At 45.3% G+C, this 17337-nt stretch carries 15 protein-coding genes; 13 read left to right on the forward strand and 2 right to left on the reverse strand.

The window, feature by feature from the left end; genetic code table 11:
• Positions 1 to 6: 6 nt before the first annotated feature.
• From spoVAE to OCV99_RS00365, 6 genes are all read left to right on the forward strand, one after another.
• Positions 7 to 363, forward strand: coding sequence for a stage V sporulation protein AE (gene spoVAE, locus OCV99_RS00340; RefSeq protein WP_158367246.1), 357 nt, complete (start codon positions 7 to 9; stop codon positions 361 to 363).
• Positions 364 to 452: 89 nt separating this feature from the next.
• Positions 453 to 2093: a Na/Pi cotransporter family protein gene (locus OCV99_RS00345; RefSeq protein ID WP_158367249.1), complete on the forward strand. Its 1641-nt coding sequence runs from the start codon at positions 453 to 455 to the stop codon at positions 2091 to 2093.
• A 167-nt stretch (positions 2094 to 2260) separates the two neighbouring features.
• A complete protein-coding gene (locus OCV99_RS00350) occupies positions 2261 to 2989 on the forward strand; it encodes an ABC transporter ATP-binding protein (protein ID WP_158367252.1) in 729 nt (242 codons plus the stop codon).
• A complete protein-coding gene (locus tag OCV99_RS00355; RefSeq protein WP_158367255.1) occupies positions 2982 to 4517 on the forward strand; it encodes a COG1361 S-layer family protein in 1536 nt (511 codons plus the stop codon). The genes OCV99_RS00350 and OCV99_RS00355 overlap by 8 nt, the downstream gene beginning before the upstream one ends.
• On the forward strand, positions 4486 to 5898 hold the full coding sequence (locus tag OCV99_RS00360) for an ABC transporter permease (RefSeq protein ID WP_158367258.1): 1413 nt from the start codon (positions 4486 to 4488) through the stop codon (positions 5896 to 5898). Before OCV99_RS00355 ends, OCV99_RS00360 begins: the two co-directional genes overlap by 32 nt.
• Before the next feature lie 89 nt (positions 5899 to 5987).
• Positions 5988 to 6251: a hypothetical protein gene (locus OCV99_RS00365; RefSeq protein WP_158367261.1), complete on the forward strand. Its 264-nt coding sequence runs from the start codon at positions 5988 to 5990 to the stop codon at positions 6249 to 6251.
• A gap of 49 nt (positions 6252 to 6300) precedes the next feature.
• Here OCV99_RS00365 and OCV99_RS00370 read toward each other — a convergent pair whose 3' ends face one another.
• Entirely contained in the window at positions 6301 to 7659 is a 1359-nt protein-coding gene (locus OCV99_RS00370) for a sodium-dependent transporter (RefSeq protein ID WP_158367264.1), read from the reverse strand.
• 120 nt (positions 7660 to 7779) lie between these two features.
• Between OCV99_RS00370 and OCV99_RS00375 the strand changes: the two genes are divergently transcribed.
• The 5 genes from OCV99_RS00375 to OCV99_RS00395 all read left to right on the forward strand — a co-directional run bounded on the left by OCV99_RS00375 (position 7780) and on the right by OCV99_RS00395 (position 13022).
• Positions 7780 to 8709 carry a LysR family transcriptional regulator gene (locus OCV99_RS00375; protein WP_158367267.1) on the forward strand — a complete coding sequence of 310 codons (930 nt, stop codon included), beginning with the start codon at positions 7780 to 7782 and terminating at the stop codon, positions 8707 to 8709.
• A 339-nt stretch (positions 8710 to 9048) separates the two neighbouring features.
• On the forward strand, positions 9049 to 10614 hold the full coding sequence (locus OCV99_RS00380; protein WP_158367270.1) for an S-layer homology domain-containing protein: 1566 nt from the start codon (positions 9049 to 9051) through the stop codon (positions 10612 to 10614).
• Positions 10615 to 10629: 15 nt separating this feature from the next.
• Complete coding sequence (locus OCV99_RS00385) at positions 10630 to 11685, forward strand: PTS sugar transporter subunit IIC (protein ID WP_158367273.1); 1056 nt, start codon at positions 10630 to 10632, stop codon at positions 11683 to 11685.
• 55 nt (positions 11686 to 11740) lie between these two features.
• Positions 11741 to 12265, forward strand: coding sequence for a cob(I)yrinic acid a,c-diamide adenosyltransferase (locus tag OCV99_RS00390; protein WP_158367276.1), 525 nt, complete (start codon positions 11741 to 11743; stop codon positions 12263 to 12265).
• Positions 12266 to 12368: 103 nt separating this feature from the next.
• On the forward strand, positions 12369 to 13022 hold the full coding sequence (locus tag OCV99_RS00395) for a GTP pyrophosphokinase (RefSeq protein ID WP_158367279.1): 654 nt from the start codon (positions 12369 to 12371) through the stop codon (positions 13020 to 13022).
• 72 nt (positions 13023 to 13094) lie between these two features.
• On the opposite strand, the gene OCV99_RS00400 is transcribed toward OCV99_RS00395, so the two are convergent.
• Positions 13095 to 15224, reverse strand: a complete 2130-nt coding sequence (locus tag OCV99_RS00400) for a rhodanese-like domain-containing protein (protein ID WP_158367282.1) — start codon at positions 15222 to 15224, stop codon at positions 13095 to 13097.
• Between the two features lie 257 nt (positions 15225 to 15481).
• On the opposite strand from OCV99_RS00400, the gene OCV99_RS00405 reads away from it, so the two are divergent.
• Positions 15482 to 16396, forward strand: coding sequence for a substrate-binding domain-containing protein (locus tag OCV99_RS00405; RefSeq protein ID WP_158367285.1), 915 nt, complete (start codon positions 15482 to 15484; stop codon positions 16394 to 16396).
• 34 nt (positions 16397 to 16430) lie between these two features.
• Positions 16431 to 17324: a phosphate ABC transporter permease subunit PstC gene (gene pstC / locus OCV99_RS00410; protein ID WP_158367288.1), complete on the forward strand. Its 894-nt coding sequence runs from the start codon at positions 16431 to 16433 to the stop codon at positions 17322 to 17324.
• Positions 17325 to 17337 lie beyond the last annotated feature (13 nt).

Raw genomic sequence — 17337 nt, forward strand, 5'->3', positions numbered from 1 at the left:
AAAATGATGGATTACGTAAATGCATTCTGGGTAGGAGGACTGATCTGTGCATTGGTACAGATCCTTCTGGACCGGACGAAGCTTATGCCGGGAAGGGTAATGGTACTGCTGGTGTGCAGCGGAGCGGTGTTTGGATTTTTGAATCTTTATCAGCCGCTTATAGAGTTTGCAGGCGCCGGAGCAAGCGTTCCTCTTCTTGGATTTGGCAATACCCTGTGGAAAGGGGTGAAAGAGGCGGTAGAATCGGATGGGTTTATCGGTATTTTTATGGGAGGGTTTACGGCCAGCGCAGTGGGAATATCGGCGGCGCTGGTATTCGGCTACCTGGCTTCCCTTGTTTTTGAGCCAAAAATGAAAAAATAAAAGAAGTAATTGTTTTCCGACTATAAAAATGCTATGATTAAAATGATGTGAAATAAAAGTAAAATATTGTCAAAAATAGGAGGAAAACGGTGGATTACGTGAATATTATTATCCCTTTTGTAGGGGGGCTGGGGATGTTTATTTACGGTATGCAGATTATGTCCCAGGGACTGGAGAATGCAGCCGGAAATAAAATGAAATCCATTTTGGAAGTCCTGACCAGAAATAAGCTGATGGGCGTGCTTCTCGGCGCTGCGATTACGGCGGTCATCCAGAGCTCATCTGCGACTACGGTTATGGTAGTAGGTTTTGTAAATGCCGGCATTATGAATCTCACACAGGCGATGGGAGTTATTATGGGAGCTAATATCGGTACGACTGTAACCGGATGGCTGGTATCAGCTGTGGAGTGGGCAGAATTTTTAAGCCCGGCAAGGCTGGCACCTATCGCGGTAATTGTCGGCGTGGTAATTATGCTTACAGGAAAGCGGAGGTCTGCAAGAGATATCGCCAGTATTATTATCGGCTTCGGACTGCTGTTTATCGGGATTACCAATATGTCTTCGGCGGTGGCGCCGCTGCAGGAATCAGAAGCTTTCAGCAGTATTTTTGTGAAGCTGGGGCATAATCCGCTTCTTGGTATTTTGGCGGGCGCATTGATTACGGCGATTATTCAGAGCTCCTCTGCGTCTGTGGGAATCCTGCAGAGCCTTGCGGCTGCAGGTTTGGTGCCGTTTAGCGCAGCAATCTATATTATTATGGGCCAAAATATCGGTACCTGTGTGACGGCAATGCTTTCCAGTATGGGAGCGAAGAAAAATGCCAAGACGGCAGCGCTTATGCACCTGCTGTTCAATATTATCGGAACGATTATTTTTAGCATATTTGCCATTTTGTTCTTTAAAGTCATTAATCCGGCGGCGGGAGTCGGCATGATCAATCAGACACAGATCAGTATGGCGCATACGGCATTTAATATCGGAACGACAGTGCTTCTTTTCCCGGTATCGAATCTTATTATTAAACTGGCAAAGAAGATTGGGCGTGTGGAGGAAGATGAATTTGATGAAGGCAAGGTTCAGCTTGATGAACGTATCATGGAAACACCTGTTATTGCGATTCAGTCTGTAGTGAATGAAGTTGCCCGCATGGGTGATATTGTTGCAAGATCACTGGAGGTGGCGAAGAAGGTTCTGTTTGTGGAGAGCTATGAAGATGTTGTCTTTTTGAAAGAAGAAGAGTCGAAGGTGGACAGGCTGAGTGCAGGAATTACCGAGTATGCGATTAAGCTTAGTTCCCTCCAGATTAGTGAGAAGGAACATCAGGATGTGGCGCACCTTTTGCAGACGGTGTCTGATATTGAACGGATCAGCGATTATTGTGAAAATATTTCGGAATTTGCCGAGAACCTGTATCAGAAGAAACTTAGATTTTCTAAAGTGGGAACAGAGCAGCTCAAAGAAATGCTGGATGTGTGTGCAGATAGTTATCAGTATGCTATAGAAGCTTTTAAAGAGAGAAGCAAAGAGAAGGCTCTTAAGGTTATTGAGAAAGAGACAAGAGCAGATGATTTGGAGATTACGCTGCGGAGCAAGCATATCAAGCGTCTTACCAATGGAGAGTGCAATACGGAAGCAGGGATTGTCTTCTTGGATACTTTGGTCTGTCTGGAACGTATTTCAGACCATGCAAGGAATATTGCAGAGGAAGTTATGGAGCAGATGGTATAGCCAGAGTGAAAGAAAGAGAATAAAGAGATATAAGGGACTGCCATGACAGAAGGAAAGAATTCTGCCATGGCAGTTTTTATTAATATTAATGAAAATTTAATAATTTATTCTATTAGTCCTTCGTTTTATTGTGTATGATTAGCATAGAGCAGTAAGGAGGGGATAGAATGCGGAGTGTGATTGAGGTAAAGAATCTGTATAAACTTTACCGCGTAGGTGATGAGGTGGTTCGGGCACTTGACGGTGTGGATTTTCAGATAAAGAAGGGAGAATTCTGCGCCATTGTCGGAACTTCCGGTTCCGGCAAATCTACTTTATTGAATATGCTTGCCGGTCTGGAACATCCCACCAAAGGAGAGATTATTATCAGCGGACAGCATATTGAGCGGCTGAATGAAGAGCAGCTTGTGAAATTCAGGCGGGAGCATGTGGGATTTATTTTTCAATCATTCCATTTGCTTGGGACTATGAATGCTGTGGAGAATGTGGCGCTGCCTTTAAGCTTTCGCGGGGTGCCAAAGAGCGTACGGCTGAAGAAAGCAGATAAGATGCTGGAACTGGTGAAGCTCGGGAAGCATAAGAAGCATTTGCCAAACCAGATGTCCGGCGGACAGCAGCAGCGTGTAGGCGTCGCCAGGGCGCTGGTGGTTGATCCGGATATTATCTTTGCTGATGAACCGACCGGGAATCTGGATTCCCATACGTCGGAAGAAGTGATGGAACTTATGCAGCAGGTGGTGAGGCGGCAGAAGATGACGCTGGTTATGGTGACCCACGATGCCCATCTTGCTACCTATGCCGACCGTGTTTTCCATATTATTGACGGTAAGATTGTGAAGATAGAAGATAACCGGAAGAACGGAAATGAAAAGAGGGAGGAAGAGAAGGATGATTAGTTTTAAGAAAGCAGCGGCAGGAATATTGAGTATTGCATTGCTGGCAGGGATGTTTCTGCCTGTAAACAGCCGGGCAGAAGGACAGGGACAAGAAGAAGCGGCGGTTGCAACCCGGAGTGTATCAGCGCTGTCCGTAGAGACGCCGGATAACGGAGTGCTTACTTATGAATACGGGACGGCGCAGGATTTTATCCTGCAGGTCACGAATCGAAGCAGTGAAGCCGTTGCCAATATCGTAATTGCGCCGAAGCTTAGGAATGGAACGGACGTCTGGCCTTTTAAGACGGAGTACCAGAGTTATAAAAGTGTGATTGATGCTTTGCAGCCGGGAGAGACGAAGGAGGTTTCTTTTAGCTTTACAGAGCGGGACGATATTGCGACGGGTACCTACAGCCTGTGTTTTCAGGTTACAGCGCAGTCTGCGGGCGGGGAGGAACTTCCGCCGGGTGAAGAATATTTCTTTGTAAATACGACGGCGAAGCCGGAAGATCCGGTTACGGATCCTGCTTTCGAGCCGCAGGAAGAGAGCGGAATGGAAGAAGAATTATTGGAGGCGTCAGCAGGCGGGTTCGCGAATGGAGACATATCCTACAGCGGCGGAGGCGGCGGAACATCTGCAGCGTCTGTCCCCAGAGTGATTGTGACAGGATTTTCCACCAATCCGGCAGAAGTAAAAGCCGGAAGTGACTTTGTACTTACGATTCATTTGAAAAATACTTCCAAAAGCACACGGGTAAGCAATATGCTTTTTGAACTGGCGGCGCCGACAGAGGGAAATGATGAACAGACATCTGCTCCGGCATTTCTTCCTACTTCAGGTTCTAATTCTATTTATCTGGATGGAATTCAGGCGGGAGGGACCGCGGATATTTCCATTCAGCTGAATGCAAAGGCAGATTTGGTACAGAAGCCATATGGAATTAATCTTAGTATGAAGTATGAGGACAGCAGCGCTTCCCAGGTGGAGGGAGAAGCCAGCATTTCTATTCCGATTAAACAGGAAGCAAGATTTGAGTTTAGCGAATTTGAGGTTACTCCGGAAATGATTGAGGTGGGCGAGGAAGGGAATGTTACCTGCAGCCTGTATAATCTGGGACGGATAAAATTATATAATGTGAAGGCTGTATTTGAAGGAAAAGGAATTAAGAAGGAAGAGGTATTTGTCGGCAATGTAGAACCCGGCGGAAGCGCTTCGATAGATGCGATGCTGGAAGGAACAGATGTGAATGCGGATACAGACAAGATTAAGATGACTTTGTCCTATGAAGACGAGTCGGGGAATGTCAAAACCGCAGAGCAGGAATTTCAGCTTATGGTTACGGAGGCTATGGAAGACAGCGGTGGTATGGTAATGATGCCGGATGAGCAGGAGAAAAGCTTTCCGGTCATTCCTCTGGTAATAGCTGCGCTGGTGCTCCTGGCAATTGTTGTAACGGTTGTAGTAAGAAAGAAAAAGAAAAAGCAGATATTGTCAGCGGAAGAGGAGGGGTTGCTGGATGAACTGGATGGACCTTCTGAGGATGAGTAGTGGGAATTTAAAGAGAAGAAAGCTTCGGACATTCCTTACGGTTCTTGGTGTAATTATCGGTACAACCTCCATTGTGGTTATGATTTCTCTGGGGCTTGGGATGCAGAAAGAGATTTATAAAGAAATAGAACAGTCCGGCGGGCTGAATACGATTACAGTAAGCGGCGTAAGCGCCGGAGACAGCATGATTTATTACGGAGACGGGGATTCCGAGGAATCTACGAAAAGGCTGACGGACAGCGTGGTGGATGAACTTGCTAAGCTTCCGCATGTGACCCTTGCTTATCCGCAGTATGATATGTCAGTTATTCTGCTTAAAGGACCTTACGAAGGATGGGCGCAGCTTACGGCGCTGACACCGGAGGGAATGCTGGCTCAGAATATAGAGCTGACACCGGGAGCGCGGCTTCCTGAGCCGGGAAGTAAGTTGGAATTATTGTATGGAAACGGCGTGATTACGCAGTTTACAGAGAAGGGGAGCCAGTTAGGATATTATGAGACAGGAGAAATTGCAGACATTGACCTGAGCAAAGATTCCCTGTTCTTAATCCTGGATCAGGAAGGATATTATGAAAGCCAGGAACAATCAGGGACTGCAATAGGTACGGACACAGAAGGAACCGGGGAAAATGACAGTACGCCGGTGAAGCCGGTGCAGAAGTATTCCGTCCTTTCCTGCGGCGTTACAGCCGGTGATTACGAAACTTATACGTCACAGTACTATAATGTGTATTGTGATCTGGATACTTTGAAGCAGGTACTGAAAAAAGAATTTTCCGGAAGAGCGATTCCGGGGCAGCCAACGACAAAATCAGGTAAGCCGTATAAAGATTTTACCTATTCGTCTATTCAGGTTAAAGTGGATGATATAGAAGAAGTAGAAGCAGTTTCGTCAGTAATTCGCTCTATGGGGTATAACACCAGTACAAATGTAGAATACATGGACTCCATGAAGAGCCAGCTGGCTATTATTCAGGCAGTGCTGGGAGGAATCGGAGCGATTTCCCTTCTGGTGGCAGCCATCGGGATTGCCAACACGATGATGATGTCCATCTATGAGAGGACGAAGGAAATCGGAGTCATCAAAGTACTTGGATGCAGTCTGAAGAATATTAAACAAATGTTCCTTATGGAAGCAGCATTTATCGGATTTATCGGCGGAGCCGCAGGCTGTATCCTGAGTTATGGTTTGTCGGCAATCATTAATTTTGTCACAGGCCATGGGGAAGCAATGGGATTTACGGGAAATATCTCTTATATCCCTATATGGCTGGTTTTTGCGGCAATGGGATTCGCCGTATTTGTTGGCATGGCGGCGGGATATTTCCCGGCATTGCGGGCCATGAAATTAAGTCCTCTTGCGGCAATCAGGAACGAATAGAAAAGCGGGTGGGAAGCTTGACAATTTATCCATTATTGCAATATACTTAGAAAATAAAAAAGAAATGGATAATCAAAGGAGACTTTGCCATGTTTCGTTTATGGGGAAAAGAATTTAAAGATAATAAGTTAATCCGTGATACGGTGGTCTGCGACGATACAGATGATACCCGGACACATAAAATCTTCCATGCACTGGAGCAGATCTGTAATGAGTTTGATTTAAGTAATCCCATTTGGCTTGACAATACTATTGTGGAATTCCAGAAGCATGCGAAAGCAAGGTTCTATCAGGACAACTTTGTAGACTCCATTGATTTTGATTATCTGGAAATCCATGTAATTGAAGAATGATTTGGCTAAAACCAGCACCGTAAAGGCGCTGGTTTTTTGCCGATGTTTTTTATGGGAGCAGTCCCTGGATTAGAATTACAACAATAAGGATTGGCAGGACAAACAGAAAATACCATTTCATCCAATTGGTAATTTTAATTCCTTTTCCTGTGTTGGCTTCTTTCTGATATTTTTCAAAGCCCCATCCCCATTTGGTAACGCAGAACATAAGGTAAATCAGAGAGCCTATCGGCAGGAGCAGATTGCTTACAAGAAAGTCCTCGCTGTCTAATACGTCGCGCCCGCCGATGAGATGTAAATCGCTCCAGAGATTGTAGCCAAGGACGCAGGGAAGACTTGCAATCAGGATTACGATACAGTTGATTACGGCGGCTTTTTTTCTGCTCCAGCCGAAGTTATCCATGCAGGAAGACATAATATTTTCAAATACGGCAATGACCGTTGAAAAGCTGGCAAAGGTCATAAATAGGAAGAAAAGGCTGCCCCAGATACGTCCGCCCGTCATATTCACGAATACATTCGGAAGCGTAACGAAGATAAGACTTGGTCCGGCATTGACTTCTACGCCGTAGCTAAAGCATGCAGGGAAAATAATAAGTCCTGCGCTGATTGCCACGAAGGTGTCCAGTGCGCAGATGCGGATGCCTTCACTTGTTAAGGTATGTTCTTTGTCCATGTAACTTCCGAAAATTTCCATTGCGGCAACCCCAAGACTTAGTGTAAAAAAGGACTGGTTCATTGCTGCGGCGACTACATTCCCGAATCCGACGCGCTGGACGGTCTCCATATTGGGAATCAGATAGAAGCTTAAGCCTTCCCGGGCGCCTGACAAGGTAATGCTGTGGATGGCCAACACAACAATGAGGATTAAGAGGGCACTCATCATGCCTTTGCTGATCCTTTCCAGACCATTTTGAAGCCCGCGGCTACACACAAGGAATCCGGCAAGAACGACCACGGCCATCCAAATTCCCATTTCCAGAGGGTTGGACAGGAGTGTGGTGAATACAGAGCCACTGCTCTCGGCGTTCATGCCCTGGTGAAAAGTCCCGGCGGCGAACTTGAAGAAGTAGGATACCATCCAGCCGGAAACGGTAGTATAGTACATCATCAGCAAGTAGCATCCGAGAATTGCGAACCAGCCGTGGATATGCCATTTGGTTCCCGGCTGCTCCAGCGCTTTGTAGCCAGAGACTGCGCTTTTTCTGCTTGCCCTTCCGACAGCCAGCTCCATGGTAAGTACGGGAAGTCCCATGGTGATTAAGAAAATGATATATAAAAGTACGAACCATCCGCCACCGTTTTCTCCCACCACATAAGGAAAGCGCCAGACATTGCCGATTCCGATGGCGCAGCCCGCACTTACCAGTAAAAATCCTAATCTTGATTTAAAGGATTCGCGTTCCATAATAAAAATTCCTCCCATTCTCTTTATAGTAACAATACTTATTTTAGAAGTAAAAATGGTAGTTGACAATGGGGCAATACAAATAATAAAATAAGAATAACTTATACTATGGAGGGTGTAATGAACCAGAATCAACTAAAATATTTTGTGGCGGCTGCAGAAACAAGAAGCTTTTCAAAGGCCGCAGAGGAATTTTTTATTTCTCAGGCTGCGATTACCCAGCAAATAAAGTTTCTGGAGTCAGAACTTGAGGTGCAGTTGTTTGACCGGAGTACAAGGCCTGTAACGCTGACAGCGGCGGGCCGTACTTTTTTCGTAGAAGCGAAGGCAATTCTGGAGCGGATGAGCCGTTCGCGTAATCTGGTCCGGGATACGGCGGCAGGAATGTCAGGAACGCTTCGAATAGGGTATCTGCGGGGATATGAAAGAAGCAGCCTGTCATCCGGAGTACAAAAGTTCCATTACAGGAATCCCAATGTGCTGGTAACCTTTTACCGGTGTTCCAGTGACATTCTGGCATCGGGAATTCTTCAAGGCGATTATGATATCATTTTTACCTGGGATAGCACGAATTTAAAGCAGAATGTAAATATAGCCTACAAACTGATAGAACGGGCGAGACTTGTCGTTGCGTTGTATAGTCGGCATCCTCTGGCGCAGAGACATGCAATTGATCGGAAGGAACTGTCTGGAGAAAGTATAATTTTTATGTCTCCCAGTGAGACGGATGATTCCTATGGGGACGCTTATTTTATGAATTTATACTACGAGGCAGGTTTCAAACCGAATATCCTGGCAAGAACCGCAGATACGGAAAGCGTCCTGATGATGGTAGCTGCGGAAGAAGGCATCTCTATTCTGCCGGATTATTGCACAACAAAATTATACCATGCGGAGAATCTGGCGTTTGTGCCGCTTAAGGGAGAGTGGGAGAAGGAAGAGATTATTGCAGTCTGGAAGAAAGAAAACAGGAATCCGGCACTTAGGCGTTTCGTAGAGACACTTGGGCAGGAGATGAGCGGAGATATAGCAGAAAAAATTATAGATTAGCACAAAGTAATAAGCTGCGGTATATACCGCAGCTTAGAAAAGAGGATAAAGAGAAAAAATCTATACTAAAAATAACTTAATGTCTTTGGACGAAGCTGACGAAAATCCAGACTCATCTGTCGTAAATCATCGGCAGCCTCTTTGTTTGTATGAATTTAGTATATAATGGAAATGTGACGAATCTGTGTCATCTATCTGAAGAAAACGTGAAAATATCATTAGAAAGTTCTAAAGTTTCTTAAGAAGATATGATTTGGCAATCCAGAGAAAAGATGATATGATGGAGAAGAAAAAAGATGCTCAGAGAGTCGGATGTTTAGAAAAAAGGAGTAGAGAAAAATGATGAGAAAAAGATTATTAGCGATGCTTCTGGTTCTGGTTCTGTCTTTTTGCCAGGCGGCAGTGGTATTTGCTTCTGAAGTACCGCAGCAGAAAGCGGGGCTGGAGACGGAAGAAGAATCAGGGGGAGAATTATCGGTGTTGGAAATCGGAGATTATCTCAGGCAAGGGCAGACAGAAGAGATTGTAGAAAAGCTGGAGATGCCCATTGTGTCATCAACACAGTTTTTTTACTCGAGCGCTGCACATGCAAAAGATGGGCTGCGTGTCGAATGGTATGACGATGGAGCAGCACGGCAGATTTCAGTTTTGTGTGAGGATAACAAAACGGTCAGCATAGATGGGATTCGCTGCGGAATGGATAAGGAGCAGGTGCGGCGTATTTTGAAAGCTGCAGGTTACCTGCCTCCGCAGTTAACAGGAGGCGGAGAGACAGGCGCATCATATGAGGAATATTGTGATAGCCGTCCGGATTTCTTTTTTGTCCTGGATTTATACTACGATGCAGACGGAATTCTGGAAGGGTTCTATTGGAATAATTATTCCCAGGGGGATATCCTTCGCGAGCCACTTTCTGATGTAACCCGTTCAGATTGGTTTTGCGGGGCGGTTACCTATGTTTATAACAACTGGCTCATGACAGGGTTGGGTGATTTTGTTTTTGGACCAGGTGAACCTCTGGCGAGGGCGCAGTTTGCGGTGATTATACACAGGATGGAGAACAGTCCGCAGACAGAATATTTTTCTGCCTTTCCGGACGTAGAGGATGAGCAGTGGTACACAGAAGCCATTCTATGGGCAAATAAAAATAAAATCGTAACCGGGTATGCAAATGGGAGGTTTGGTCCGGCGGATCTGATTACCAGGGAACAGATGGCGGTGATGATGTACCGATATGCGAAGACAAAAGGATATGATACGCAGGCAAGGGCAGAGTTGTCTGGGTACAACGATGTTTCCCTTGTCAGCGCTTTTGCAAAAGAAGCAATGGAATGGTGCGTAGCGGAAGGGATTATTTCCGGCAAGGATTATGGGACAAGGCTGGATCCGCAGGCAAATGCGGCAAGAGCAGAATGTGCGGCAATTATAGCGCGGTTTGTAAAGAAATATTCAGAAACGGAGATTCCTGAAAAATTGGACTATGAGAAGATATATGGTCCGCTAGTGGATATGTGTGCGAACAGTTATGGAGAATATGCGAAATATAATACCTATTTTCTGTATGATATCAACCATGACGGAGTGAAAGAGCTACTGCTGCAGGAAGGAACCTGTGAAGCGGATTATCTGTATTATATCTATACGATAGAAAAGGGAAGAAGCATCTGTCTCGGGTATACCGGAGGCGGGTGGACCATGTTCTATAAGGATGAAAGTGGAGGAAAAGAAGATTATATTCTGCGTTTGAGCGCCCATATGGGATATGAAAGGATAGAAAAGGTATGGATAGATTCCTTTGAGGTGAAATATCAGGTTCTGTCTGAATCGGAAACGGAAGGCGAGTACTATTCCAATCCTTATCCGCTGGAAGCACATTATGTGACAGATAAAACCGGACTTCGGTAGTTGGGAGTATATTTTATGAAGAAATTATTAGACCGTATTTTTATAGAAGGTCTGAGCGGAATGGCTCAGGGGCTTTTTGCTACGTTGATTATTGGGACGATTATCCAGCAGATTGGCTTGCTTGTGGGCGGCAGCCGGGGCGATATGATTTATGTGCTGGGGAAGGTGGCAGCATCCCTGACAGGGGCAGGCATTGGCATCGGTGTTGCAGCTAAGTTTAAAGAGAGCCATTTGGTTATTGTCTCGGCGGCTACCGCCGGAATGGTGGGTGCTTTTGCAAGCAAGCTGCTGGCAGGAGAAGTGCTGGCGGAAGGAAGTATGGTGTACGCAGGACCGGGAGAACCGCTGGGAGCATTCATTGCAGCTTATGTGGGGATTGAACTGGGACATCTGGTGGCGGGAAAGACAAAGCTGGATATTCTGCTGACCCCGTTAGTAACGATTGGTACAGGCTCTGCTGTGGGACTTCTGCTTGGACCGCCGATTTCCAGATTCATGGCAGGACTGGGCGGAATCATTAACTGGGGGACAGAACAGCAGCCCTTCTTAATGGGAATCGTAGTTTCTGTGGTGATGGGAATGGTACTGACCCTTCCCATCAGTTCAGCAGCCCTTGGCATTATCCTGAATCTTTCTGGTCTTGCAGCCGGGGCGGCGACCATAGGCTGCTGCTGCAATATGGTAGGATTTGCGGTGGCAAGCTACAGAGAGAATAAGATGGGAGGACTTCTGGCACAGGGAATCGGAACCTCTATGCTGCAGGTGCCTAATATTGTGAAGAAGCCGGTTATCTGGCTGCCGGAGATCCTTTCCAGTGCCATTTTGGGGCCGGTAGGGACGATGCTGTTTCATATGACCAGCAATGCCACCGGTTCCGGTATGGGGACGGCAGGACTGGTAGGACAGATTATGACATGGGAGACTATGATTCAGACAGAACCCGCACAGATGGTTCTGATTAAAATTCTTGTTATTCAGATTATTCTTCCGGCGGTTGTGACACTGGCGATTTCTGAATATATGAGGAAAAAGAAATGGATTAAGCCCGGAGATATGAAACTTGATTTGTAAGAGAAGAATCCTACAATATGAAACCGGATATTACAAAAGAAAAGAGGAAGAGTATATGTTGGGTACAGGATTGATACATGTGTATTACGGAGATGGAAAAGGAAAGACGACCGCTGCGGTAGGACAGGCGGTTCGTGCGGCAGGAGCGGGGCTGCGGGTACTGTTTTTTCAGTTTATGAAGGATAATACCTCCAATGAGCGGCAGATTTTGGAGAAGATACCGAATGTTACCTGTCTTCCGGGAAAACGGCACATGAAATTTTACAATCAGATGAATAAGGAAGAAAAAGCAGAGTACAGACGTTATAATACGAAAGCATTAGATGAGATTGGAAAATTCTGCGTTAATTTCGATCTGCTTGTTCTGGACGAGGCGGTGTGTGCGGCAGATCTGGAATTGTTAAGTGAGAAGAAATTAATTGATTTTCTGCGGCACAAGCCGCGTGGACTGGAAGTAATTATGACAGGACATCATGTGTCAGATGCTATCTTTAACGAGGCGGATTATGTTACCGAGATGACGAAGGTGAAACATCCTTATGATAAGGGCAGGACAGCGCGGGAAGGGATTGAATTCTAATTCTTAAATAAATATGAACTCCATGGTAGTTCCCTGTCATTTATGGTATACTGAATAAGTAAGCGATGAGCTTATGATATACAAAGTGTTGGGGGAGAACCATATGAAACTTGCTCTTAAAAACTACGAGGATGTAGACAGCTGGAAGACGATTATGTTCCTGTATACATCTGCGGTTAAAGAAGTAAATACGAAGCTGGAGATACTGAACGACGAGTTCCAGCATGTGCATCAGTATAATCCAATTGAACATATTAAGACAAGGATTAAGACGCCGGAAAGTATTGTAAAGAAATTAAAACGCAACGGGCATGAGACGTCCATTGAGAATATGGTAAAATATGTCAATGACATTGCGGGAGTACGGTTAATCTGTTCTTTTACATCTGATATCTATAAGCTTGCAGAGATGATAGGGAATCAGAGTGATTTGAAAGTCTTATCAATTAAAGACTACATAAAGAATCCCAAGGAAAGCGGTTATAAGAGTTATCACATGCTGGTTTCCGTCCCTATTTTTTTATCTGACAGCGTGGTGGATACAAAGGTAGAGATACAGATCCGGACCATTGCCATGGATTTCTGGGCGAGTCTGGAGCACAAGATTTATTACAAATTTGAAGGGAATGCACCGGAATATATCAGCCGGGAGCTGCAGGAATGTGCGGAGATGGTATCGACGCTGGATGAGAAGATGTTGTCTTTGAATGAAGCAATTCTTGCCTGCCTGGATGAAGAAGAGGAAAGCGGATGTTAGACGGGCAGACAAAACAGGAGGGAAAACTTATAAGGTTTCCCTCCTGTTTTTGTTGCCCTTTTTGGACAGTGCTTATTCAAATACAGGATAAGTTGTTACAAATCTTGTGATGATTGTAGAAGCCTGTGCACGTACAGCGCTTCCCTGTGGGTCAAGTTTACCATTATTTCCTGTGATGATTTCATTTGCAACAACCCATTCCATAGCATCCTTTGCAAAAGCAGTTACACTGGATGCATCCGGGAATGTACTCAGATCGTCAGATGCCGTAACATCCCACTTCTTATAATTTGCATAACGGTACATAATCGTAGCCATCTGCTCACGGGTGATCGGGTCGCTTGGCCCGAACAGACCGGTGTTCGTGTAACCTGTGATAATCTTATTCTGGTTTGCCCAGATAACAGCGTCTTTGTACCAGTCTTCACCGGCATCCGGGAAAGTAGGTTCTGTAGTATTTACCTTTGGTGAACCTTCCATACGGTACAGGATCAGTGCGAACTGTGCACGTGCAAGATCCTCGGTTGGCGCGAAGGTATTTTTATCTTTACCGGTCATCAGCTCCGTGAAGTAAGTAAATTCTACGTAGTTATAATACCAGTCAGCTCCGTAAACATCTGTAAATGGAAGGCTGACAAATGCATCGCTGACGGTCTTATTTCCTGCTCCGCCTGTGATGATGAAGATATTGTTTGTATCAAATCCCAGATCTTTTAAGATGGAGATAGCCGTCTTAGCACATCTGTTGCCGCTGAAGCAAGTAATATAAATTGGAGAGTCTGCATCTAAGTTTGAGGAAGCCCATTCAGCGAAAGCGATCTGAAGGTCTGCGTTCTCCACATCCTTTAAGTTACAGTTGATTGCTCCCGGAAGATGTCCTTCTGTGTAAGAATCTGCATCTCTTACGTCGATATACTGGATATAGTCTTCGCTATCCAGATCGTCGACTGCTTTCTGCGCCTCTACATATTTCCAGTCAATTTTCTCATCGTATCTGTTGGTAGTAAGAGCACCTTCGATTTTTTCCAGAGCAGCAGCTCCGCCTGTAATTGTGAAGATTCTGTCTTCGGCAATTCCTGCAGCGAGAAGGTTTCTGGTAGCTCTCTGCGCGCCTCTCTGGCCGCTGTTGCATACGATATAGATTGGTTTGGTGTCCCCTTCACCCATGAATGTAGCCTTTGCATAATCTACCAGTCCGGCATCCAGGGATTCATCATCTAATGGGAACTGCGGGCACCAGAGGGAGTTCGCAATACGTCCGGCTGTGTAGTTTTCAAAAAGACGTACATCCAGAATGTATGCGGTATCTTCTTTTGATGCAGTCAACGCTGCCTCAGGAGTTACAAATTGGTATTCCGGCTCATCGGTAACGAATGCGCCGCTGAGTGTTGCATCGGAAGCGCCGCCGCGGATGATATAAGCCTTGTCGGTATCATAGCCCAGATCCTTCAGGATAGAGATAGCGGTCTTCGCGCAACGGTTGCCGCTGTAGCAGGTAATGTAAATCGGCTGGTCGGCATCCAGGTTTTCGGGAACCCATGCGGCAAAAGCATTCTGAAGAGCAGCATCTGCCGGAGTTCCAAGGGAACAGTTAAGAGCGCCTTTTAAGTGGCCTTTTGCAAAATCAGCCTCACTTCTGACGTCAATAATCTGGATTTCGTCATTATCTACTGCTGCAATGGCGTCTGCAGGTTCTACGTATTTCCAGTCAATAGCATCGTTGTGTCTTTCTGTGGTAAGAGCGCCTTCGATTTCTTTCAGAGCAGCAGCGCCCCCTGTGATTGTGAAAATCCTTGCTTCATCAATCCCTGCTGCAAGAAGGTTTGCAGTAGCTCTCTGCGCGCCTCTCTGGCCGCTGTTGCATACGATGTAGATTGGTTTGGTGTCCCCTTCACCCATGAATGTAGCCTTTGCATAATCTGCCAGTTTAGCATCCAGTGATTCGTCATCTAACGGGAACTGTGGGCACCAGAGAGAATTTGTAATCCGGCCTGCCGTATAGTTCTCGAAAAGACGCACGTCCAGGATGTATGCGCTGCCGTCAGCAGCAGCTTTTACTGCGTCTGCCGGTGTGACAAAATTATAAGTTGCTTCCGCCTCTTCTGCTGAGGCAATTGGGTCTTCCTCTGCAGCAAATACAAGGCTTGCGTTAGAAAATACCATTGTACCTGCAAGAAGAAGAGCTAATAGTTTCTTTTTCATAAAAAACCTCCTTAGTATTATTATAGATTAATGGTAAACTACCACCTTTATTATAGTATTAATTGGATAAATCTGCTAATAGATTATATTGATAAATGATAAATATAATAGATAACTCCTATAAATGTAAGCTGGAAATGAAGGGAAACTGTTTTTACGCAGATTTAACATTCCGACGGTTTCAGATTTAACATTCCTCCTATATGATGGCAACTGTGAAGAAAATACAAATCTGAAAACAAAAGGAGATTATAATTATGAAATTGAAAAAGTTTATTGCAGTATTAGGAGTGGCAGCAATGATGACAGGTCTTCTGGCCGGCTGTGGAAATAGTGCAGATGAAGGAAATGCAGATGGAGGAAGCGAGGCGGCTGCAGAATGGGATTCCGCCAATGATATTACCATTGTTTCCAGAGAAGATGGTTCCGGAACAAGAGGCGCCTTTATTGAGCTTTTTGGAATTGAAGAAGAAGTCGAGGGCGAAAAGGTAGATATGACAACGGAGGAAGCACAGATTACAAATAGTACTTCTGTAATGCTTACTACAGTAGCAGGTGACGAATACGCAATCGGCTATGTATCTCTCGGCTCTCTGGATGATAGTGTAAAGGCTCTGAAGATTGACGGGGCAGAGGCAACTGCCGAGAATGTAAAGAGTGGTACATATAAAGTGTCCAGACCATTTAATATTGCAACCAAAGAAGGGGCAGATAATGAAGTAGCAAATGATTTTATTACTTTCATTATGAGTACAGAAGGACAGCAGGTTGTGGAAGAAAACGGATATATTCCGCTGGACGGAACACAGGCATATGAAGGAACAGCTCCTTTCGGTAAAGCAGTGGTAGGTGGTTCTTCTTCTGTATCACCGGTAATGGAGAAATTAATTGAGGCTTATAAAGAAGTGAATCCAAATGCAGAAATTGAGCTTCAGACAACAGATTCAACCACTGGTATGGAATCTACAATCAATGGAAGTTATGATATTGGTATGGCGTCCCGTGAATTAAAAGATACAGAATTGTCAGAAGGACTGACAGGCCAGGTCATTGCAACAGATGGTATTGCGGTTATCGTAAACAATGACAGTACTGTAGATGAACTGAGCAGTGAACAGGTGAAATCCATTTATACAGGTGAAGCCGTAACATGGGCAGATGTAGTGGAGTAGTAACGAAATCATCTTTAAAGAGGGAATAGAATCAATGAAATCAAAAGCATGGACAGAAAGCTTCATGCGGGGAGTGTTCTTCATTGCCGCCTGCGCTTCGGTGCTGGCGGTAGCTCTCATTTGTGTATTCTTATTTGCAAATGGGATCCCTGCCATGAAGGAAATCGGATTTGGAGAATTTTTGAGTGGGAAAATGTGGAAACCCAACAATAAGATATTCGGGATTTTTCCTATGATAATCGGAAGCTTGTATGTGACTGCCGGGGCAATCCTCTTTGGGGTGCCGGTTGGAATCCTGACTTCCGTGTTTATGGCAAAATATTGTCCAAAACGTATTTATAAACCATTAAAGGCAGCGACAGAACTTCTGGCGGGGATTCCGTCTGTTGTATATGGCTTCTTTGGATTAGTGGTGCTGGTACCGGCGATACGAAGCGTTGGAAGGATACTTTGGCAGATGGGGCTTATAAAGTCACCCGGAAATGGAAATAGTATGCTGACAGCGTCACTTCTTCTGGCTATGATGATCCTGCCTACCATCATTGGTGTAACGGAATCAGCAATCCGGGCGGTCCCGGAGCATTATTATGAAGGTGCCCTGGCATTGGGTGCAACCCATGAAAGAAGTATTTTCCGGGTTGTAATCCCGGCAGCGAAGAGTGGTGTGATTGCAGGGATTGTTCTGGGCATCGGGCGTGCGATCGGTGAAACGATGGCAGTTATCATGGTGGCGGGCAATCAGGCGAGAATGCCAGCCGGAATCCTGAAAGGAGTCCGGACGCTGACAGCAAACATCGTTATTGAGATGGGATATGCTACGGATTTACACAGAGAGGCGCTGATAGCGACAGGCGTGGTATTGTTTGTATTTATTTTGATTATTAATTTCAGTGTGGCATTGTTGAACAGGAGGGGCGGACGTGAATAAAGAGACATTTAGA

This window comes from Dorea acetigenes (genome assembly GCF_025567385.1).
GTDB classification, from domain to species: Bacteria; Bacillota; Clostridia; order Lachnospirales; family Lachnospiraceae; genus Claveliimonas; species Claveliimonas acetigenes.